Source organism: Arthrobacter sp. UYCo732 (assembly GCF_040547265.1).
In the GTDB taxonomy this organism is placed as follows: domain Bacteria; phylum Actinomycetota; class Actinomycetes; order Actinomycetales; family Micrococcaceae; genus Arthrobacter.
The window spans coordinates 32,371-52,034 of sequence record NZ_JBEPPJ010000006.1 but is presented as its reverse complement, the minus strand read 5'-3'; the positions used below and the strand labels follow the sequence as shown (position 1 = coordinate 52,034).

The window sequence follows — 19,664 nt, the reverse complement described above, 5'->3', positions numbered from 1 at the left end:
TCCAGAGGAATACTCTGCCGCGAGGGTACGACATTACGGCCGCCGTCGAACATTCCGAGGCCGCCTGAGGCGGTGGGCGCTCAGAAAACATTGATTGGCTCCGGGGTCAAGCGGCTGGTCTCCGGGGGCAAGATCTCCTGACCGTCGGTCGCCGTGACCAGCGTGAATCGCAGGGCACGCTGAAGAGACGGGGCTGGTCAGGCCGGAATGGTGCCCATCAGCGACGACATCAGTGCCGTCATTTTGATGTTCGTCACCACGATGTTGAGGACAACGACGCCGATCAGTACCCAGATGGGGACCAGCCCGCGCCCCCGAGCGACCTTGGACGTGATCACTGAGCGGCCAATGACGTACACCGCGCTGCTGAGGAAGCTCCAGGCCCAATGGAACGGCCTGACGACACCAATGCGTTTAAGCCCTTCGGAGTCAAAGTAGGCAAGCAACACGGACGCCGCATACGCCACGAAGCCCGAGAAAACGAGCATGAAATAGCCGGGAGTGAAGATCGACATAGGGTCCAAGGTGGGCGTCTGCTGCCGTCCGAAGGTAATAAACCGAAGCTCCGGGGTCCAGAGCAGCAAAAGCAGCGTGGAGATCAGCGGGAGTAGCGTGATGGCCCAGATCAGTGCGTTGTAGACCGGAGCGTCCCGGCTGATGAACGGACGCTGAACTGCTGCCGGGGCATTCGCATACGGGCCTGCTGCATACGGGCTCGCCGTATACTGCCCGGCATACGCGCCCTGCTGGTAAGGCGTGCTGAACTGATCCGTCCACGCATAGCCGTCCCACCAGCGGAGCCGGCCCGTCCCGGCCGGATCGGGGTACCAGCCCGCAGGTGCGGCGGGGATGCTGCCTGAAGTGCTCATCTGTACTCCCGAATAGCCCGCTGGCCACGCCAGCCACGGTTGGTTGCCATCACCTAAGACGCCGCTGGCCGCCGCGTCCCCCAAGGATCGCGACGGCCAGCAAGGTCAATCAGTTTTAGCACAGTTCCCGCGGGGCCCGGTGTCACACCGCGGCCGAGCCGTCACGTTCCGGCAGGAACGCGAGCGGTCATTCCCGCCGGGGGTCGACGTTCGTGGCTGCACCGGCTGGAGTGGCGCCCCCCTCATCGGACCAGTCCTGGCCATGAGCGTCGTTCAGCGCAGGGTCGGATTCAACATCCGAGGTCCCCAGATTCACCGTTTCGGGGTGGGTGCTGTGCGCCGGGGCGTGGTTGCCGGCGGTTCCGGGCGCACCAGTGGAGGCGCCGACGTCGGACGTTTTTGCGTTGCCGTTATTGGCCGCGCTGTCACGGTGCATGGCCGACCCGATTACGGTGCTTGCCCGGCGGGCGGTTTCACCTAGCTGGTCCGCCACGTCAGGAGCCTTTTCCTTGATGGCCTGGGTGGCGGCGTTGACCTTGTCCTGGACAGGCTTGCTGTCCCAGATGCCGGCCGCCCGGGTCTTGAGTTTGTCGTATGCTGCCCGGCCGGACCGGGATCCCAGGACGTAGCCTGCCGCGATTCCGATACCCAAAAGAAGTTTAGATTTCATGATGAACTCCTGCTCGTTGAGAAGGGTGTCAGTCCCCAGCCGCTTGGCCGGAGGAAAGAAAACCGGCCCAGGGATGTTGTCCCAGGGCCGGTTTTCATACCGGTGATGACATTAGCCGCGGGCGCTGCGCTTCGTGACCATGCCGTAAACCAGCAGCACGATAATCGAGCCACCGATCGCGAGCAGCCAAGTCTGCAGCGAAAAGAAATCCTGCAGCGGCGCGTTGAAGAGCAGTCCGCCGAGCCAGCCGCCGAGGAATGCCCCGACAACGCCCAGGATGAGGGTGATGATCCATCCGCCACCCTGCGTACCCGGAAGAATCGCCTTTGCGATCGCGCCGGCAATCAGGCCAAGAATCAGAAAAGCAAAGAAGCCCATTTTGTCGTCCTACTTCCTACATAAAGGAGGTACCCGGATCCCGGGACGCTTCATCCTTCTGCCCCAATACTAATCATGCTTAGTTTCGTTAAGCCAGTCCGCAACCTTGTAAAACGCGAGTTCAGGGCCCGTCAATGGCCCGTCGTGTCCGAGTCGTTACCTGAGGTGGGACCCTCGTCCAGGGTGGCAAGTTCCGCCAGATCCTGCGGATCCAGAGAGAAATCAAAGATGTCCAGGTTCTCCCGCATCCGCTCTGGGTCACCCGACTTTGGAATGACCACAAGTTCCTGCTCAATATGCCACCGCAACGCCATCTGAGCCGGCGATTTATCGTATTTTTGACCAAGCTTGGCAAGGAGGGGGGCACGCAGCAGGCTGGCACCGGAGCCGCCCAGAGGGCTGTACGACTCCGTGACGATTCCGTGTCCGGCATTGAACTCACGGTCAGCCACCCGGCTGATCGCCGGACTCAGCTGGATCTGGTTCACCGCAGGCACCACGTCAGTTTCGGCCAGAAGCCGCTCAAGATGAGCCGGCTTGAAGTTGGAGACGCCGATGGACCGGACTTTTCCCTCGGCCTGCAGCCGCTCGAACGTCTTCCACGTCGAGACGAACTCATCACGCGCGGGGAGCGGCCAGTGGATCAGCAGGAGGTCCACATAGTCCAGTCCCATGCGTGTCAGCGACCCCTCCAGCCCCGCCGCCGCGCGGTCCTGGCCTTGGAACTGGCCGTCGAGTTTGGTGGTGACAAACAGTTCGCCACGGTCCACGCCGCTCGCCTTGATGCCGTTGCCCACTCCTTCTTCGTTGCCGTACTTCACCGCGGTGTCGATGTGGCGGTACCCGGCTTCCACGGCATGTACGACGGCGGTGGCCACCTGATCGTCGTCCAGCGGCCAGGTGCCGAGCCCTAGCTGCGGGATGCTGTTGCCGTCATTGAGCTTGATGAGCGGTGAGAGTGTCATGGCACCAGTCTGCCGTGATTTCATCTCCCTGGCATTTGAACGCCCGGAGAATAATTCCGGCCTGATGATCCAGCACGGTCCGGGCCAGGCCGGATACCTGGTCGGGTTTCTTTCGCTGGGCGAGGAACTCCGCGAAGAGTGCTATGGCCTGTCCCGCTTTGGAGGCATCGCCGTCGTCCACTGCCTTGGCCCCCTGCTGCACGCTAGCTGCCAACTGCTTGGCTACACGTCCCGCCACGGCGCCGGACTCGACCAGATCCTCAAGGGCCTGGTGGAGCGTCTTCACATTCCCCGGGAGCCAGGCTGCGCGCAGGGGAGCGTCTACGAAGTCCATGTCCGAGGCGAGTAGTAGGCCTGTGGGTGGCCCACTTGATGATCATATTGGTGCCCGGGGACGTGGTGGAAAGTTTGTCACCGTCGGCCGACTGCATGCCGATGCCGATGCCGATGCCGATGCCGATGCCGATGGCGTGGGCGGGAGCGGACAGCCAGGCCGGGAGTAGCGGGGCTGCACCGCACAGGCTTGCGGGGCGGCGCTCTAAGTGCCTTGGTTTCCCGTGGTGCAGGACCATCTTCAGGAGGACAATTCGAGAACCAGCGGTCCGTCAAATCGTCAAGAAATCAGGTCAACATCGTGGTTGAGTCCAACGCGAATGAGAACGTGATCAACCGGCTAATTGCGTGCATCAACGACCGCCGCATTGAGGTGATGGACGAGCTGTTCCACGACGACGCGGTGATGCACTGGCCCCAATCCGGGGAAGTGGTGCGCGGCGCGGAAAACCGGCGGGGTGTCTACAACGCCTTCCCGCAACTTCCCACCATCACGCCGCGCCGTATGCTAAGCGGCGGGAACCTCGTGGTGGCCGAAGCCCTGCTGGACTACAAGGGGCCGCAGTACGAGACAGTGTTCATCTTCGAATTCCGGGACGGCAGGATTGCCAAGGAAACGGCCTACTGGAGCGAAGCCTTCGACGCACCCGAATGGCGGGCGCAGTGGGTTGATAAAGACTAGCCCGCGCGACGCGCCCAGCTGATCAGCCGGTCGCTGAGGTTCATGAACTCCTGGTCCACCACCTGGAGTTCGGGATGGCTGTCGTACCAGTCAACGATCTCCCGGGCGCCGTCCGCGAACGGGATGGACGCTGTGTAACCGGGTACCAGGGACTTGATTTTGGAGTTGTCGAACACCACGGAGTGCGCCCGGTCGCCGAGGAGGCTGGGCCCGAGGTGGGGGCTATACCGGACGCTGTGTGCGGCGATGGTTTCCGAGGCCACGTGGACCAACTCTGGTTCTGAGACCCCCGCCGCCCGCGCAAACAGGCGGTAGATCTGGTCCCAGGGCAGGTACTCGTCTGAGGTGATGGTGTAGCTCTCGCCCACTGCCTGCGGCCTGCCAAGCAGCCCCACGAACGCCTTGGCGAAGTCCCGGGCGTGCGTCACGGTCCAAAGCGACGTGCCGTCACCGTGCACCATAACCGGCTGCCCGGTGCGCATGCGGTGTATGTCTGTCCAGCCACCCACCAAGCCCACCCGTGTGCGGTCATAAGTGTGCGACGGGCGCACCACCGTGACCGGGAAATCGTCCTGCCGGTAGGCGTCGAACGTCCGTCCCGCCAGCATGCTCCGCACACCCACCGCGTCACGGATGTCCGCCGTCAGTACCTGCGCACCGTCCGGCGCCGACTTGCCCGACTGCCCGCGGTTAAGGACGGTGACCGAGGGCGACGGCGTGTTGCGCCGTTGCGGCACTGATCACTCCGGTGCCGCCGAGGAATAGGATGTCCCGTGGTGGCACGGTGCCTGCTTCGGCACCCAACACGTTCACCACGCGTAGTCCTCCGGCGCCGGACGGTGCCCCGGGAAGATGCCATCAAGGTTCTCCAGCGCTGCCCCGTCGAGGCTGACGTCCAAAGCCCGGACGGCGGCGTCGAGCTGTTCCTGCGTGCGCGGCCCCACGATCGGTGCGGTGACGGCGGGCTGGTGCAACAGCCAGGCCAGGGCGATATCGCCTGGCTCCTGGCCGAGTTCGTCTGCAAAGTCCTCGAATTGCTGGATCTGGTCCCGGTGGTTCTTGAGCGTCTCCGCTGCCCGGCCCTCGGCGCGACGCACGCCTGCGCGTTCCTTCTTCAGCACGCCGCCCAAAAGCCCGCCCTGCAGCGGCGACCACGGGATCAGCCCGAGGCCGTACTGCTGTGCGGCGGGAATGACCTCACGTTCCACCTCGCGGCGGAACAGGTTGTAGATGGACTGCTCGCTGACCAGCCCGGTGTAGTTCCGGCGCAGGGCGGCCTCCTGTGCCTGCGCGATGTGCCAGCCCGCGAAGTTGCTGCTGGCCGAATAGAGGATTTTGCCCTGCTGGACGGCCACTTGAATGGCCTGCCAGATCTCGTCCCAGGGGGAGTCCCTGTCGATGTGGTGGAACTGGTAGACATCGATGTAGTCCGTCTGCAGGCGCTTCAGGCTGGCGTCCAGGGCACGGCGGATATTCAGGGCGGAGAGCCTGGACTCGTTGGGGCGGTCCGTCATGGTGCCGTACAGCTTCGTGGCCAGGACAGTCCGTTCGCGGCGCTCGCCGCCCCGGGCGAACCAGCGGCCGATGATCTCCTCAGTCCAGCCGCGGTGCCCAGATCCGCCATAGACGTTGGCGGTGTCGACAAAGTTGATGCCGGCGTCCAGCGCGGAATCCATAATGGCGTGCGCGTCGGCTTCGTCGGTATGTGGGCCGAAATTCATGGTGCCCAGGCACAGTCGAGACACCTTCAATCCGGAACGGCCAAGATGGGTGTACTCCACGGGGGATCCTCAAACTAGGGGTTGAGCCTGCCCGTGGGTCTCCGACAGGCTCAACCAGGGGTATCTACAGCTGCGAGAAAGCTGCGACGGCGGGGTCCGAACCGATGCGCGCACCTCGCTCGAGGGCGGTGATCGAGGAGAATTCGTTGTCGGTCAGCGTCAGGGACGAAGCGGCGAAGTTCTCACGCATGCGCGCCGAGTCAGCTGACTTGGGAATGGCGATGGTCCCGGCGGCGAGGTGCCAGGCGAGGACCACCTGGGCGGCGGTGGCGTCGTGGGCCTGGGCGACGGCGGTGACTGCGTTTCCCTTCAGGTCGCCACCCTGGCCCAGCGGGCTGTAGGCTTCCACAGCGATGCCGAGGGCACGGCCTTTCGAGGCCAGCTCGGCCTGCTGGTAGCTGGGGTGCAGCTCGATCTGGTTCACGGCGGGAACAACGTCACTGGATGCCAGCAGCGTGTCCAGGTGGTCAGCGAGGAAGTTGGAGACGCCGATAGCCCGGATCTCCTTGCCGGCGTAGAGGCGCTCCATCTCCTTCCATGCCTGCACGTAGAGCTCCTGGGACGGAACGGGCCAGTGGATGAGGTAGAGGTCCACAAAATCAAGGCCCAGCGCCTGGAGGCTGTCCCGGTAGGCATCCTTGGCGCGGCCCTGGTCACCATTGCGGAGCTTGGTGGTGATGAAGAGGTCTTCGCGCGGAATGCCCGAGGCTGCGAGCGCCGCACCCACGCCGGCCTCGTTGCGGTACGCGGCCGCGGTGTCGATATGGCGGTAGCCGGCTGCAAGGGCATCCTCAACGATCCGCTGTGTGTCTTCCGGCGGCACCTGGAAGACACCGAACCCAAGCTGTGGGAGGGTGACGCCGTTGTTCAGCGAGATGTCAGTCATAAGGGAGACTCCTTTGTTGCTGAAAGGTTGGTTTCCGGCGCGCTCGGCTTGCCGCGGAAACCGTTTTCGGAAATGGTGCTGGGACGAGCCTATGCATTTTCGCGTCCACCGTCAGCAACCATGCCGGTGGCTGAACAAACGCTGATGGCCGCGCCCGGGGGCGCGGCCATCAATGATGCCCGTCAGTTAATGCAGTGAGGCTCAGCCTTCGTGCCGGAAACCCAGCTTGACGCGGACCTGCCAGTCTGCGACTTTGCCGTCCTCGAGGTGGCCGCGGATTTCCTTCACCTCGAACCAGTCAAGGTTGCGTAGGGTCTTGCTGGCTTCGGCGATGCCGTTGCGGACTGCCGCGTCGACGCCTTCTTCGGACGTGCCAACAATTTCAGTAATGCTGTAGGTGTGATTGGACAACTTCGCTCCTAGTGATCGCCTTCGATTCCCGGTTGCGGGCCGTCCTTGAACACTAGTGGCATCTCGGGGAGTGTGGCCAGAGGATGGCACGGAGCTGCGAAGGGGACATCGTGCCGCGAGGGATCAGGGTGCGTCGAGGACCAGGGCCTTGAGGTCGTCCAGGGTCTGCTGCATGTGGGCGTCCATGGCGCCCCGCGCCCGTGCGGAGTCGCGTGATTCCAGCGCCTCGGCGATGTTCTGGTGGTGGCCGATTGCGTGTTCCTGGATGGTGGGCACGGCCGACGTTTCCGCGCGGCGTTTTTCCAGCAAGCGGTGCAGCGGTTCGAAGAGGACGGCCACAAAAACGTTTTCTGAAGCCCGCAGGATCAGGTAGTGGAACGCGAGGTCGGACGCCACGAACGCTGCCACATCGTTGATTTCATGGGCCTTCCGCATCGCAGCGACGTGGGCGAACAGTGCTTGGATATCCGTGTCGCTGATCCGGGTGGCGGCGAGTTCACATGCCCCGGTCTCCAACATCCTGCGGAGTTCGATGAGCTGAACGGAGGCTGCGGCTTCGTTCTGGCCTTCCGACGCGGCACGGAGCACAGCTTCCAATGAAGACCAGCGGTTGAGTGGGTTAACGAACGTCCCGCGTCCACGTTCGACGCTGAGGATACGTTGCGCCTCCAAGGTTTTCATGGCCTCACGGACGGTCATCCGGCTCACTTCGTGCTTGGCGCTCAGCTCAAGCTCTCCCGGGACGCTGGAGCCCGGCGGGAAGTCGCCGGCAATGATCCGGTCCAGGAGTGCGTCTGCCACAACGCCCACCAGTGATTTCCGTGCCATCTTTCCCCCTTGCCGCCGTCGCCAGATGTCTGACAAGTCTACTTGCGCGTTTGTATGTCCTGTGCCACACTGTTTCAATTGTAAGATGTCAGACATCTTACAGACACTCTCAAGACAACAGATTTCCTCACAATGGAGTGCACAGTGACGCTTGAAGCAAATCTCCTGGCCAACTTTCCGGCCGAAGTCCGGATTCCCGCCGGGCTCGTGGCCAACGCAGTCGCCGCTGCCAGCGCGGAGAGCCCCCGCATGCTGGTAGTGCTCGACGACGACCCCACCGGAACGCAGTCAGTTGCTGATCTGCCAGTGCTCACCCGCTGGGACGTTGAGGATTTCGTTTGGGCCTTTGGCCAGTCGAAGCCGGCCGTGTATGTACTGACCAACACCCGGAGCCTGGACCCTGCAGAAGCTGCCGCCCGGAACGAAGAGGTAGTCCGCAACGCCTTGGCCGCCGCCGGCTACGGTGACACCACGCCCGGCTCCAGCCTCCGCCTCGGTTTTGTGAGCCGCAGCGATTCCACCCTCCGCGGCCACTACCCGCTGGAACCTGACGTCATCGCCGCCACGGTGGCCGACGTCAGCGGAGAAAAAACCGACGGCGTTGTCCTGGTTCCGGCGTTCCCCGATGCCGGCCGCGTGACCATCGGCGGCGTTCACTACACCCGCGGCACCGGCGAGGACGCAGGCAAGCTCACCCCCGTGGCCGAGACTGAGTTCGCCAAAGACGCAAGCTTCGGTTACGTCAACTCCGAGCTGGCCAAGTACGTGGAAGAGAAGTCCAAGGGCCGCTTCGCCGCGGAATCCGTGATCGTGCTGGACCTGAACATCATCCGCGCCGGGGCTGCCAGCGCAGGCACGGCACAGAACCCCGACGGCGACCCCGCTGTGGGTGCGGCCATCAGCGCCAACGCCATCGCCAATGCCATCACGCCCGCCACGGACTCCACCCCGATCGTGGCCGACATCGTCACCGAAAACGACCTCCGCGCCCTGTCCCTGGGCCTGGAAGAAGCCGAACGCCGCGGCAAGAAGCTCCTCTACCGCGTGGGACCGCCGTTTGTACGTGCCCGGATCGGCCAGGAAATCCGCACCGAGCTCAGCGGCGCCGAGGCCTATGCGGGCAACACGCCTTCCGAGGCAGGCGGCCTCATTGTGGTCGGTTCCCACGTGGGCGTCACCACCCGCCAGCTCAAGGCCCTCACAGAGCAGCACAGCGCGGCACGCATCGTGGAAATCGACGTCGATAAACTACTTGCCGCCGCAACCGAAACAGCCGCGGACGCTTACTTGAACCAGACGGTGGACGCGGTGGTGGAAGCCCTTGGCGGCGGCGACGTCATCATGCACACCAGCCGCCTGCTCATCAAGACTGATGACGCCGCCGAAAGCCTGCGGATCGCACGCACGGTGTCCGCCGCCGTCGTCGCCGTAGTGAACCGGACACTCAAGACCTTCCCGCCACGGTTCGTCATCGCCAAGGGCGGCATCACGTCCTCCGACGTTGCCGCGCACGGCCTCGAAATCCGCCACGCCATTGTCCGCGGCGCCATGCTGCCGGGCATCGTCAGCCTCTGGGAACCGGTGGATGGCCCCGCCAAGGGCATCCCGTACATCGTTTTCGCGGGCAACGTGGGCGGCGACCAGTCCCTCGCCGACGTCACGCGAAAGCTCAGCAACACCTTCTAGTTCCACCTGCCAGCCAAAATCCAAAGGAGAACCTCATGACCAGCAACTACACCGTCACGGTCCTGGGCCTCGGTGCCATGGGCCTGCCCATGGCCACCCGCCTCGCCAGCGAGCTGACCGTCCACGGCTTCGACATCGCCGAGCCGCGCCTGAAGCTCGCCGAAGAGGCCGGCATTCGCACCTTCGCCACCGCCCGTGAAGCCTCGAAGGGCGCCGACGCCCTCCTTCTGGCGGTCCGCAACGGCGAACAGCTCAATGACGTCCTCTTCGGCGAGAACGGCGTGGCCTCCGTGCTTGAGCCGGGTGCCGTCGTCATCCTCGGCAGCACCGTGGGCACCGAAGCGATCCCCGCAACGGTGGAACGTCTCGCAGAATACGGCGTTGAGCTCGTGGACGCCCCGCTGTCCGGCGGCCCCAAGCGCGCCGGCGAAGGCGACTTGCTGATCGTGGTGGGCGCTTCCCCCGAAGCCCAGGAAAAGGCCCGCCCCGCACTGGAACTGCTGGCCTCCACCCTCACCGTGGTGGGCAACAAGCCCGGCGACGGCCAGGCCCTCAAGACCGTCAACCAGCTCCTCTGCGGCGTCCACATCGCCGCCGCCGCCGAGGCCATGGCCCTGGCCGACGCCCTCGGGCTGGACCAGGCCAAGACCCTCGCCGCCCTCGAAGCCGGCGCGGCAGGCTCCTTCATGCTCTCCAACCGCGGCCCGCGCATCCTTGAGGCGTACACCGAGGAAGGCGCCGAAGTCCTGTCCCGCCTGGACATCTTCGTCAAGGACATGGGCATCGTGGGCAAGGCCACCCGCGCAGCCGGTCTCGCAGCGCCCGTTGCCGCCGCCGCCGAGCAGCTCTACCTGCTCGGCCAGGCCCAGGGCCTCGCCGCAGCCGACGACTCCGCCGTCATCAAGGTGGTTGCCCCCACGAAGCGCACCGCCTAGCCACCCACCATCTCCCTCCCATCCCGAGTTTTTGTCCACTTATTGCCCCTTTTGACCCCAATAACTCGCGATAAGTGGACGAAAACTCTGAGGCAGGAACGGACGACGACGGCGGTCCCCGTCCGCCGTCGTCGTACCTCCCAGCGTTACAAAACAAATAATTAGCGCCTGATTGCCCGTCTCTGGAAGACTGGCTCGTCAAAGGAGACACCCGTCATGAACCACCTCATGAACCCGCTGATCGCGCGGGCGGCTGACGCCCCAACGATCAAACCCGCAGTGGAGTTGGGTACTCCGCTGCTTCTCACCATTGCGGCCCTCGGCATCGCCGTTCTGCTGGTGATGATCATCCGCTTCAAGATCCAGGCCTTTGTGGCCCTGCTGACGGTGAGCATCGCCGTGGCCGTGGCGTCGCAGATCCCGCTGAAGGACGTCTTCACCGTGGTGGCCACCGGCGTGGGCGGAACCATGGGCAAGGTGGCGCTGCTGATCGCGCTCGGTGCCGTCCTGGGCCGGATGATCGAGGTCTCCGGCGGCGTCCAGTCACTCGCGGCGCACTTCACCGAGAAACTCGGCGCCAAGCGCGTCGCGGTGGCGCTCACCGCCGTTGGCTTCCTGGTGGCCATTCCCGTGTTCTTCGAGGTGGGCATTATTGTGCTCGTCCCGATCGTCTACGCCTTCGCGAAAATCGCCAACGTGCACCCGGTCAAGTTCGGCCTGCCCATGGCCGGCATTATGCTCTCCATCCACGTCGCCGTACCGCCCCACCCGGGCATTGTTGCCGGCGCAGGCGTGTTCGGCGCCGACATCGGCCTCATCACCATGATCTCCCTGCTGATCTGCATCCCCCTCGGTTTCCTGTCCTACTGGGTTGCCAGCATCATGAACCGCACGGAGTACGAACTCCTGCCCGGCGTCAAGGCCCAGGTGGACGAGTACGGTTCCGATTCCCTGGTCAAGGTTGGCCACGTAGGCCCCGGCGCCGCCGGCCTCGCACCGCCGCGGCCCGCCCTGATCATTTTCCTGATCGCCGCGCCCATCGTGCAGATCCTCATCGGTACCCTGGGCACCCTCACCATCCCCAAGGACAACTCCTGGTACGGCCTCGCGGCTTTCATCGGCAACCCGTTCTTCGCCCTTCTCGTGGCTGTGGCACTGTCCTTCTTCCTGCTGGCCGTCCGCCGCAACTGGTCGCTCAAGGAAACCGGTGAAATCTTCGAAGGCGCATTGCCTCCGATCGCTTCCATCCTGATGGTTGTCGCGGCCGGCGGTGTGTTCGGTGAGGTCCTGCGGACCTCCGGCATCGGCGCCGCGCTGTCCCAGACCCTGGACCACCTGGGCCTGCCGGTCATTGTCCTCGGCTTCGTGATTTCGCTGGCCCTGCGTGCAGCCCAGGGTTCCGCCACCGTGGCAATCGTGACCACCACCGGCCTGCTGACCTCCGCCGTCATGGAAGGCGGCTACTCGCCGGCGCAGATCGCCATCATTGTGATCGCCATCGGCTTCGGCGCCCTGGGCCTGTCCCATGTAACCGACGCCGGTTTCTGGACCGTGGTGCGCTACTACGGCCTCACCGTCTCGGACGGCCTCAAGACCTGGACCGTCCTCACCACCGTCCTGGGCCTGGCGGGCTTCCTCCTGACCTACGTGGCCTGGATCCTGGTGGGAGGCCTGGGCATCTGATGCGCACCCGACTCGACCACCTGGTCACCACAGCCCTGCAGCAGGGCTCGGCCGTGCCGGCGTTCACCTGCTACGACTTCACCACCGCCCTGGCCGTGGTGGGTGCTGCCGAGGACGCGGGCCGGGGCGTCATCCTGCTGGTGGCCCCCAAGACCGCCGCCACGGCCAACGGCCTGCGGCTGATCGCCGCGCTCCGCGGCCTGGCAGACTCCGCATCCGTTCCGGCGGCCGTCCAGCTGGACCACGCCTCGGACCTGAAAGTGATGGCCGACGCCGTCGCCGCGGGGGCGGATTCGGTCCTCGCCGACGGCTCGTCCCTGCCGTATGAGGACAACATTGCGCTGGTCCGTGCGGCGCGCACGGTGCTGGGTGCTGGCGTCGTGCTTGAAGCCGAACTCGGCGGACTGGCCGGTGACGAGGATAAGGCCTTCGGCGCGGACCGGGCGGGCGTGGCAGTGGCCGGCCTGACGGACTCCGCCCAGGTGGAGGACTTCGTGTCGCGGACCGGCGCGGAACTCCTGGCCGTGGCCGTGGGCAACGTGCACGGCCGCTACAAGGGCGAGCCACAGCTGCGCTGGGACGTCCTCCAGGACATAGCGGTGCGGACGCGGATCCCCCTGGTGCTGCATGGTGCGTCCGGCATCCCGGCCGAGGAATTGGTGAAGGTGGCCGCCATGAACGTGGGCAAGGTCAACTTCAACACCGAGCTCCGGACCGGCGTCCTGGCGACACTGCAGGACCAGCTGCCGAAGCACCGGGCTGAGGGCGAGAACATCCAGGGGCTGCTGGGCCACTGGAACACCTCGGCCAGGGAATTTGCCGGGGCAGCGTTGGGGATGCTCACCCGCTGAGAGTTTTTGTCCAGATAAAGCGACTTCAAGGCCTGAAAACGGCGGTTATCTGGACAAAAACTCCGGGGGCGGCCGGGGGCGGCCGGGGGCGGCCGGGGGCGGCCGGGGGCGGGGGGAGTGGGGGCGCGGTTCTGCAAGGAACGACGCCGTTGCTCGCCGTCGTGCTCGGCGTACTGGACGTGCCGCTCGCCTGAGCCGGGAAGACGATCCTGGACCGCCACCCTTGCCGGTAACGGCCTGCTGGCGTAGACATAAGCCAACCGCCCGAACCCGGAACAGAGGATGCCATGATCCAGCACGTGAAATCGGCCGATGGAACCTTGCTCGCCGTCGAATCCTTCGGGGACGGCGAGCCGCTGATCGTACTCGGCGGTGCGCTGAGTACCCGGGCGGCCGTGCAGCAATATGTGCCGTTCCTCGCCACGGACTTTAGTGTCATTGGCGTAGACCGCCGAGGCCGCGGTGACAGCGGTGATACGCCCCCCTACGCCGTCGAACGTGAAGTGGAAGACGTGGCAGCGATTGTCCGGGCGGTCGGCGGGTCGGCGAAGGTTTACGGACACTCTTCCGGTGCCATCCTGGCCTTGGAGGCAGCCGCGGCGGGGGTGCCCATCAGCAGCTTGCTGGCTTACGAGCCGCCGTTCTGCACACCTCAGGAACCGGGGGAGAGCTGGGACCAGTTTGCTGCCCGGGTCCGCCAACTGGCTGAGACCGGCCGGCGTGACGAGGCTGTCGAAGCCTTCCTGCGCCATGCAGGGGTACCCGTCGAGGCGGTGAAGCAGTCCCCCTGGTGGCCCGGAATGACGGCACTTGCCCACACGCTTTTTTACGACCTCACCCTGGCCGGCAACGCAGACATCCCGGCGGAGCGCCTGGCCAAAATCCAGGCTCCGGTGCTGGCCGTATATGGCGGCAACAGCGACTCCTGGGCACAAAACTCGGCCGAGGGAGTCGTGTCAGCAGTTCAAAACGGCCGCACTGCACTGGTTCCCGGCTACGATCACATGGTTGCTCCGGAAGCGCTGACGCCGATCCTGCTGGACTTCTTCGCCGCAGCGTCCGGTTGAGGCCGCAAGGGCGGCTCATGCTCAAGCTTTTGGACGAAACTCCGAGGTGGGACAGCATGGGCGCACAATGAGGTAACACCGGAGTTCGGCGTTTCAGGGAGCCTGCGTGCCGGATGCAGGAGAGCCGGTGAGGGCCCTAGGCCTGGTCATTGACCTGGTCCGGTTCGTCTGCCTGGCCCTGGTGGTGGTGGGCCATTGCACGATGGTGAGTCCTGTCCCGCACGCCAACGGCACCGTGACCACGGAAAACAGGCTGGGGGACCAGCCCTGGTTTGTGCCGGTGATCTGGATTTTTAAGGTGATGCCGCTGTTTTCCGTCACGGCGGCACCACCGGACTCCAGTCCTGGCAACGGCTGAAGGCCGGGGGCGGGACTAGTTTCGAGTTCGCCCAGGCCCGGCTGCTGCGGCTGGGCCGCCGGGCGGCAGCGCTCCTGACGGTCATGTTCCTGGGGCTGTGGGCCGGGCTCCTGGTGGCCATGTCCGGCCTCCTGCTCCTCACCGACTTCCCCCAACCCGCCGCCGGAGTGATGACGGCCGCCATCGTCGTCTTCAACGGCCTGACGCTGGGACTGCTCGGAGGGGGCGCGGCCTGTTTGGTGCTGGCCGTCCTGCTGCTGGGCAGAATGCCGGAACGGGTCGTCGGCGGTGCGTCCCCTGACACCCAGGGAGGGGGTGCCGGGCCATTGCCAGCCGGGCCAAGTAGTGCCAATGTCGAACCATGACTGAGAACATGATTTCCACAGAGGATGAGTTCAGCCCCGACGTTTCGCTGGTCCGGGATGATGAGCATCACCGGTACGAGCTGAGGGTAGGCGGGAAGGTCGCCGTCCAGTCCTTCTTCCAGGACCGGCCCGGACATGTGGATTTCAGCCACACCGAGACAGCCGAGGAATTCAAGGGCCAGGGACTGGGAAAAGTCCTGGCCCACTTCGCCCTTGATGACGTGGTGGCGGCCGGGAAGCGGGTTATCCCGCACTGCCCGTTCATCGCCGGTTACCTCCGCCAGCACGAAGGCTACGAGCAGCACATCGACTGGCCGGAGGCGTCCTAGCGTCGGATTCTGCTCACTCATTCGCCGGCCTCGGCCCAGCCGGGCGCTTACCTCCGGGTCAGGGCTGGAGCGCGCCGGAATGATGACACAAAAATTCGACGGGTTTGTCACCCGCCCCGGCTAGTCTGGGCTGGTGACAACTACAGCCAGCACCACAGCCCTCATCACCGGTGCCAGCGCCGGCCTGGGCGCCGAGTTTGCCCGCCAGCTCGCGGCGCAGGGCCATCATGTGGTCCTGGTGGCCCGGGACCGTACGCGCCTCGAACAAACAGCGGCGGACCTGGAACAGCGCTACGGAACCACTGCTGAGGTGCTGCCCGCGGACCTGACGGACGACGGCGGGATGGCCGCCGTCGTCGGGCGCCTCACCGCTGTGGACAGGCCTGTGGGGATCCTGGTGAACAATGCGGGGATCGGCCTGCTGCGCGACTTCGAGCTGAACAGCATCGCGGATGAGAAATACCTCCTGAAGCTGCACTGCGAGGCGGCGCTGGAACTCACGCATGCCGTGCTGCCCGGAATGCTGGCGCGCGGTGCCGGCCGCATCATCAACGTGTCCAGTATTTCGGCGTTCCTGCCGCGTGGCACCTACGCTGCGGCGAAGGCCTGGCTGCTCAGCTTCAGCCGCTGGGCGAACCTGGCTTACGCGGCTCGCGGCGTGATGGTCACTGCGGTCTGTCCTGGCCTGACGCACACGGAATTCCACGACAGGATGGGCATGGACAAGGCGATGGGTCCGTCCTGGGCTTGGTTGACGGCCGAGCGCGTGGTGCGCGAAGGCCTGGCCGACAACCTCCGGGGCAATGCCGTGTCCATCCCCTCGAAGCGCTACAAGGCGGTGGCGGTTGCGGCGCGGGTGCTTCCGTACCGGCTACTCACGGGACCGGCGCGCAGACCGAAGTAGCGAAAACCGGACAGTTGAATGCCGCGCCGCCGGCTGCCGCACCGCCCGCTGCCGCACGGCCACCACCACCAGGATCCCCACCACGGCTCCCACGCAAGTTTCCACGCCGCGTTCGAGGATCAGGACTAACGGGTCAGTAGGTCCTGCTAGCTGGGTCATCAGGAGGATGACGGGTGTGAAGGAGACCATCGCGAGCCCGTAGTGCCGGGTCATGAACAGCTCCGTAGTGAACTGGAAAATGATGACCAGCAGGGCCAGGACCACCACCTGATGGGCGGCAAACAACGGCGCCAGTGACCACGGCGCCGGGACAAGAACGACGGCGGTGACCGCCAGCCCGAGGAATGTCCCCACGATGCGGTGGATCCCTCGCCGCACCCGGCTGGGGAGGTCCGCTCCGGCCAGGGGGACGGCTGCCGCTGCCATGGCCCAGTGCGGATGGCCGCTGCCGCTGAGCACTCCAAGAGTGCCGGCGAGGCCTACGGCGAGTGTGTATCTGGCCGCGTGGACCGCCGCAGCCCGCCCTGCCGCGCCGCTAAGCGTCACTGCATCGCGTGAGGCGCCGCGCTGCCACGACCTGCCACGTACCCAACCGCCGAAGCCCACTGCCACGGAAAATGCTGCTGAGCCTCCCGCGATCATGAGGGCAACATACCAGGGGATGGTGGTGGGCACGGAGGCACAGGCACCCAGGGCCAGGATGCCGAAGAACGGGCCGTTGGGCTTGAGCATGACTCTGTCCGAGTACACGGAGCCGGCGCCGGCCAGCACCGCCTCGACGGCCACCAGCCACCAGGACTGGAGGTGGTTGACGGACAGGAAGACGCCCACGGCCACGCCGCCGACCAGCACGAGGGCTGCCTGCGACTGGTGCCGGAGCCTCAGCTGGTGCGGTTCTGACCGGCCGTACATTCCGGTCAGAGCGCCGAAAACCGCGTAGATGATCAGGTCGGCCCGGCCCAAAAGCAAAAGGATGAGCGACGGCACTGCAACGCTGGCGGCCACACGGAGGGCTGCCAGATGGTCGTTGTTCGCGGGCTCCAGGCGATGGAGGGCGCGGACCTGCCGCAGGACGGACTTCACGTGCCCACACCGCCTGTCATTGGTTGCTGCCCCGAGCCGGAGCCTGTCAGGAAATTATCTCCCGGCGTCAGCAGCTCCGGCGCACCACCCCGATGCATGGCTAAGGCCCGCCCCACGCTTCCGCCAGGGGAAGCGTGGGGCGGGCCTCTGAGCGCGGGCTACAGGACGGCCCAAACAGGCCGGTTTGTGGTTTCCGGGTGTTGCTTAGACTCCGGTGGGGACCTTGGCGGCAGAGGCATCCGTGATGTCCTGCGTTTCGAACGGCAGCTCGTCCAGGTCAAGCAGCGGGTTTTCATCCTGGGTGGCCACGAGTTCGCGTGCCTCCGCCTGGGTGTCCACACTGGGCATCGAGCCCGGCAGCGGACGCTGGGCGGATTCCTTCAGGAAGTAGATGGCGACAGCCCCGACCGCTGAGGTAGCCATCAGATAGTACGCCGGCATCATGTCATTGCCGGTGGCGTTGATCAGCGCAGCCACGATGAACGGGGTGGTGCCGCCGAAGATGGCAACCGCGAAGTTGTAGGCGATGCCCATCGCCCCGTAACGGCTGGACGTGGGGAACTGGGCCGGCAGCGCCGAGGCAAGGTTGGCCACATAGAAGGTCACGGGGAAGGCGATCAGGGCAAGGCCCAACAGGGTGGTCCAGATCTCGCCCACGCCGATCAGCATAAAGGCCGGGATTGCCAGGACCACGGTGCTCAGCGCGCCGATCCACAACACCGGCCGGCGACCGATCCGGTCGGACAGCTTGCCCGTCAACGGGATACAAAGGCTCATGATGACCAGCACAGGGATGGTCAGGAGCGTGCCGTGGACCTCGTCGTAGCCCTTGGCCTCCGTCAGGTATGTGGGCATGTAGGAGGTTAGGGCGTAGCCGGCCGTATTGGCCGCGGCAACCAGCACCATTGCCACGATAATCGAGCGCCAGTAGGCCTTGACGATTCCAACCGGCCCCTTGACTGCCGCCTCGTCGGTGGAGGCAGCGTTCCTGGCAAGGTCCTCCTGGGCGTCCAAAGTCGCCTGGAATTGCGGGGATTCCTCGATTTTGCTTCGGAAGTAGACCGCGATCAGGCCGAGGGGCCCGGCAATGAGGAACGGAATGCGCCAGCCCCATTCCTCCATGGCGGTCTGGCCAAGGGTCAGTTGCAGGACGGACACCAGGGCAGCGCCGATGGCGAAGCCCAGGTAGCTGCCCAGGTCCAGGAAGCTGGCGAAGTAACCCCGGCGCTTGTCAGGGGCGTATTCGCTGACGAATGTGGTGGCGCCTGCATACTCGCCGCCGGTGGAGAACCCCTGGACGACCTTCAGGAGCACCAGGAGTGCCGCCGCCCACAGGCCGATCTGCGCGTAGCCCGGCAGCAGGCCGACGGCGAAGGTGCTGGCAGCCATGATCATGAGGGTGGTGGCCAGGATCTTCTGGCGGCCCATCTTGTCTCCGAGCCAGCCGAAGATCACGCCACCCAATGGGCGGGCAATAAAGGTGGCAGCGAACGTTCCCAGCAGGAACAGCGTCTGCGTTGTCGGATCCGACTCCGGCAGGAAAACGGGTCCCATGGTGGTGATCAGGTAGCCGAACACACCGACGTCGTACCACTCCATGGTGTTACCCACGATTGTTCCGCCGAGTGCCTTTTTCAGCATGGGCTGGTTCACGACGTTCACGTCGGACTCTTTGAGCCGGCGGCGTGCGAGAATCTTCGGTTTCCGCACCCCTGTTGGACTCACAGGTAGTGCATTCTCTGGTACTGCATTGTTAGTTCCGCTGGCGCTGTTCACGCCTGCGGAAGAGTCGGTCGTGCTTCGGTCTGTGGGCATTTGGGCAACTCCTATGGAGGTCATTTGCTTGCGACTTGTAGCTGCCCCGCTCTGGGCAGGCCTTCAATTTTACGCGAAATCTGATGCAATTCAGAGTTTGATACCGTAGGATCAAGTGTTTCGGAGCGGTTTGAGTGGCCATCACCGTCTTGACTTGAGCCCGTTTCGCCGCGCCAGCACTGGGATCCCGGCCCAATGTGGCCATTGTTACCTAATCTTTTTCTTCCGGCCGGTTTTCGGACCGCTTTTGGCCCCCCTACAGCGTCAAATGTGACAGCCGTCATGGTGGGCGGCGCATCCTGCCCGATGCTGTCGCGGGGCCGAAAATGGGGGTTCACAACCAATGCGCATGCTGCCTATTGTTGTCCCATGGGAACACTGATTTTTGAGTAGGCGGACGCCCGCGGCCTGTTCATACCGGCCCCGTCCTCGCTGATCTCGTCAGACACGCTGATACTCCTCAGAAAGGTTCCACCCAATGACTGAAAATAACACCTCCGACCAGCCCGACAGTTCACCCGACGGCTCCGACGCCAAGGGCATCAGAGCCGGGCTGACCGAAGCACAGCGGGCGATGCTCGCCAGCAAGTCGCGGGGCGGTGACTCCGGTTTGCAGAGCGTCGGCAAAAACCACAAGCCCACGCATGCCAGCGGCAAGCAGGGGCCGGTCGAGAAGAAAGTCCGCTGGTAGTTACTGCGCCTGGAACGCTACTCCAGACGCCTCTATTGATGAATGCTTCATTTCATGGCGGAAGTCATGGCGGAAGTCATGGCGGAAGTCATGG

At 64.8% G+C, this 19,664-nt stretch carries 20 protein-coding genes and 2 pseudogenes; 10 read left to right on the top strand and 12 right to left on the bottom strand.

The genetic code is table 11. The features are described from left to right. Nucleotides 1-197 precede the first annotated feature (197 nt). The 5 genes from ABIB45_RS10690 to ABIB45_RS22590 form a co-directional block, all read right to left on the bottom strand. Nucleotides 198-869, bottom strand: a complete 672-nt coding sequence (locus tag ABIB45_RS10690) for a DUF2510 domain-containing protein (RefSeq protein ID WP_354215837.1) — start codon at nt 867-869, stop codon at nt 198-200. A gap of 187 nt (nt 870-1,056) precedes the next feature. After that, on the bottom strand, nt 1,057-1,539 hold the full coding sequence (locus ABIB45_RS10685; protein WP_354215836.1) for a YtxH domain-containing protein: 483 nt from the start codon (nt 1,537-1,539) through the stop codon (nt 1,057-1,059). A gap of 111 nt (nt 1,540-1,650) precedes the next feature. Beyond that, nucleotides 1,651-1,917: a GlsB/YeaQ/YmgE family stress response membrane protein gene (locus tag ABIB45_RS10680; RefSeq protein ID WP_354215835.1), complete on the bottom strand. Its 267-nt coding sequence runs from the start codon at nt 1,915-1,917 to the stop codon at nt 1,651-1,653. A 131-nt stretch (nt 1,918-2,048) separates the two neighbouring features. Then, on the bottom strand, nt 2,049-2,882 hold the full coding sequence (locus ABIB45_RS10675; RefSeq protein WP_354215834.1) for an aldo/keto reductase: 834 nt from the start codon (nt 2,880-2,882) through the stop codon (nt 2,049-2,051). Further along, the gene (locus tag ABIB45_RS22590) at nt 2,851-3,216 is read right to left on the bottom strand and encodes an FIMAH domain-containing protein (RefSeq protein WP_502909137.1); all 366 of its coding nucleotides are present in this window, start codon (nt 3,214-3,216) and stop codon (nt 2,851-2,853) included. Before ABIB45_RS22590 ends, ABIB45_RS10675 begins: the two co-directional genes overlap by 32 nt. 300 nt (nt 3,217-3,516) lie before the next feature. Between ABIB45_RS22590 and ABIB45_RS10665 the strand changes: the two genes are divergently transcribed. Continuing rightward, nucleotides 3,517-3,897: a nuclear transport factor 2 family protein gene (locus ABIB45_RS10665; RefSeq protein ID WP_354215832.1), complete on the top strand. Its 381-nt coding sequence runs from the start codon at nt 3,517-3,519 to the stop codon at nt 3,895-3,897. On the opposite strand, the pseudogene ABIB45_RS10660 reads toward ABIB45_RS10665, so the two are convergent. The 5 genes and pseudogenes from ABIB45_RS10660 to ABIB45_RS10640 form a co-directional block, all read right to left on the bottom strand. After that, a pseudogene (locus ABIB45_RS10660) lies at nt 3,894-4,701 on the bottom strand (NAD-dependent epimerase/dehydratase family protein). The gene ABIB45_RS10665 and the pseudogene ABIB45_RS10660 sit on opposite strands and share 4 nt — an antisense overlap. A gap of 5 nt (nt 4,702-4,706) precedes the next feature. After that, nucleotides 4,707-5,678: an aldo/keto reductase gene (locus ABIB45_RS10655; protein ID WP_354215831.1), complete on the bottom strand. Its 972-nt coding sequence runs from the start codon at nt 5,676-5,678 to the stop codon at nt 4,707-4,709. A gap of 64 nt (nt 5,679-5,742) precedes the next feature. Further along, the gene (locus tag ABIB45_RS10650) at nt 5,743-6,564 is read right to left on the bottom strand and encodes an aldo/keto reductase (protein ID WP_354215830.1); all 822 of its coding nucleotides are present in this window, start codon (nt 6,562-6,564) and stop codon (nt 5,743-5,745) included. 201 nt (nt 6,565-6,765) lie between these two features. Continuing rightward, nucleotides 6,766-6,975: a dodecin gene (locus ABIB45_RS10645; RefSeq protein WP_185262315.1), complete on the bottom strand. Its 210-nt coding sequence runs from the start codon at nt 6,973-6,975 to the stop codon at nt 6,766-6,768. 123 nt (nt 6,976-7,098) lie between these two features. After that, nucleotides 7,099-7,803 carry a FadR/GntR family transcriptional regulator gene (locus ABIB45_RS10640; RefSeq protein ID WP_354215829.1) on the bottom strand — a complete coding sequence of 235 codons (705 nt, stop codon included), beginning with the start codon at nt 7,801-7,803 and terminating at the stop codon, nt 7,099-7,101. 144 nt (nt 7,804-7,947) lie between these two features. Here ABIB45_RS10640 and ABIB45_RS10635 point away from each other — a divergent pair, with 144 nt between their 5' ends. The 8 genes and pseudogenes from ABIB45_RS10635 (at nt 7,948) to ABIB45_RS10595 (ending at nt 15,981) form a co-directional block, all read left to right on the top strand. Beyond that, nucleotides 7,948-9,489 carry a four-carbon acid sugar kinase family protein gene (locus tag ABIB45_RS10635; RefSeq protein WP_354215828.1) on the top strand — a complete coding sequence of 514 codons (1,542 nt, stop codon included), beginning with the start codon at nt 7,948-7,950 and terminating at the stop codon, nt 9,487-9,489. A gap of 35 nt (nt 9,490-9,524) precedes the next feature. Further along, a complete protein-coding gene (locus ABIB45_RS10630; protein WP_354215827.1) occupies nt 9,525-10,424 on the top strand; it encodes an NAD(P)-dependent oxidoreductase in 900 nt (299 codons plus the stop codon). Between the two features lie 216 nt (nt 10,425-10,640). Next, the gene (locus ABIB45_RS10625) at nt 10,641-12,107 is read left to right on the top strand and encodes a GntP family transporter (protein WP_354215826.1); all 1,467 of its coding nucleotides are present in this window, start codon (nt 10,641-10,643) and stop codon (nt 12,105-12,107) included. Next, nucleotides 12,107-12,958, top strand: coding sequence for a class II fructose-bisphosphate aldolase (locus ABIB45_RS10620; protein WP_354215825.1), 852 nt, complete (start codon nt 12,107-12,109; stop codon nt 12,956-12,958). Before ABIB45_RS10625 ends, ABIB45_RS10620 begins: the two co-directional genes overlap by 1 nt. Nucleotides 12,959-13,245: 287 nt before the next feature. After that, nucleotides 13,246-14,025: an alpha/beta fold hydrolase gene (locus ABIB45_RS10615; protein WP_354215824.1), complete on the top strand. Its 780-nt coding sequence runs from the start codon at nt 13,246-13,248 to the stop codon at nt 14,023-14,025. A 106-nt stretch (nt 14,026-14,131) separates the two neighbouring features. Then, a pseudogene (locus ABIB45_RS22585) lies at nt 14,132-14,505 on the top strand (acyltransferase family protein); the annotation flags it as partial. Between the two features lie 239 nt (nt 14,506-14,744). Then, nucleotides 14,745-15,077 carry a GNAT family N-acetyltransferase gene (locus tag ABIB45_RS10600; protein ID WP_354215821.1) on the top strand — a complete coding sequence of 111 codons (333 nt, stop codon included), beginning with the start codon at nt 14,745-14,747 and terminating at the stop codon, nt 15,075-15,077. 130 nt (nt 15,078-15,207) lie between these two features. Then, entirely contained in the window at nt 15,208-15,981 is a 774-nt protein-coding gene (locus tag ABIB45_RS10595) for an SDR family NAD(P)-dependent oxidoreductase (protein ID WP_354215952.1), read from the top strand. On the opposite strand, the gene ABIB45_RS10590 is transcribed toward ABIB45_RS10595, so the two are convergent. After that, nucleotides 15,949-17,064, bottom strand: coding sequence for an FUSC family protein (locus ABIB45_RS10590; RefSeq protein ID WP_354215820.1), 1,116 nt, complete (start codon nt 17,062-17,064; stop codon nt 15,949-15,951). The two genes, ABIB45_RS10595 and ABIB45_RS10590, sit on opposite strands and share 33 nt — an antisense overlap. Before the next feature lie 204 nt (nt 17,065-17,268). After that, complete coding sequence (locus tag ABIB45_RS10585; RefSeq protein ID WP_354215819.1) at nt 17,269-18,879, bottom strand: MFS transporter; 1,611 nt, start codon at nt 18,877-18,879, stop codon at nt 17,269-17,271. 478 nt (nt 18,880-19,357) lie between these two features. Here ABIB45_RS10585 and ABIB45_RS10580 point away from each other — a divergent pair, with 478 nt between their 5' ends. Then, complete coding sequence (locus tag ABIB45_RS10580; protein WP_354215818.1) at nt 19,358-19,570, top strand: hypothetical protein; 213 nt, start codon at nt 19,358-19,360, stop codon at nt 19,568-19,570. The last annotated feature ends 94 nt before the right edge of the window (nt 19,571-19,664 follow it).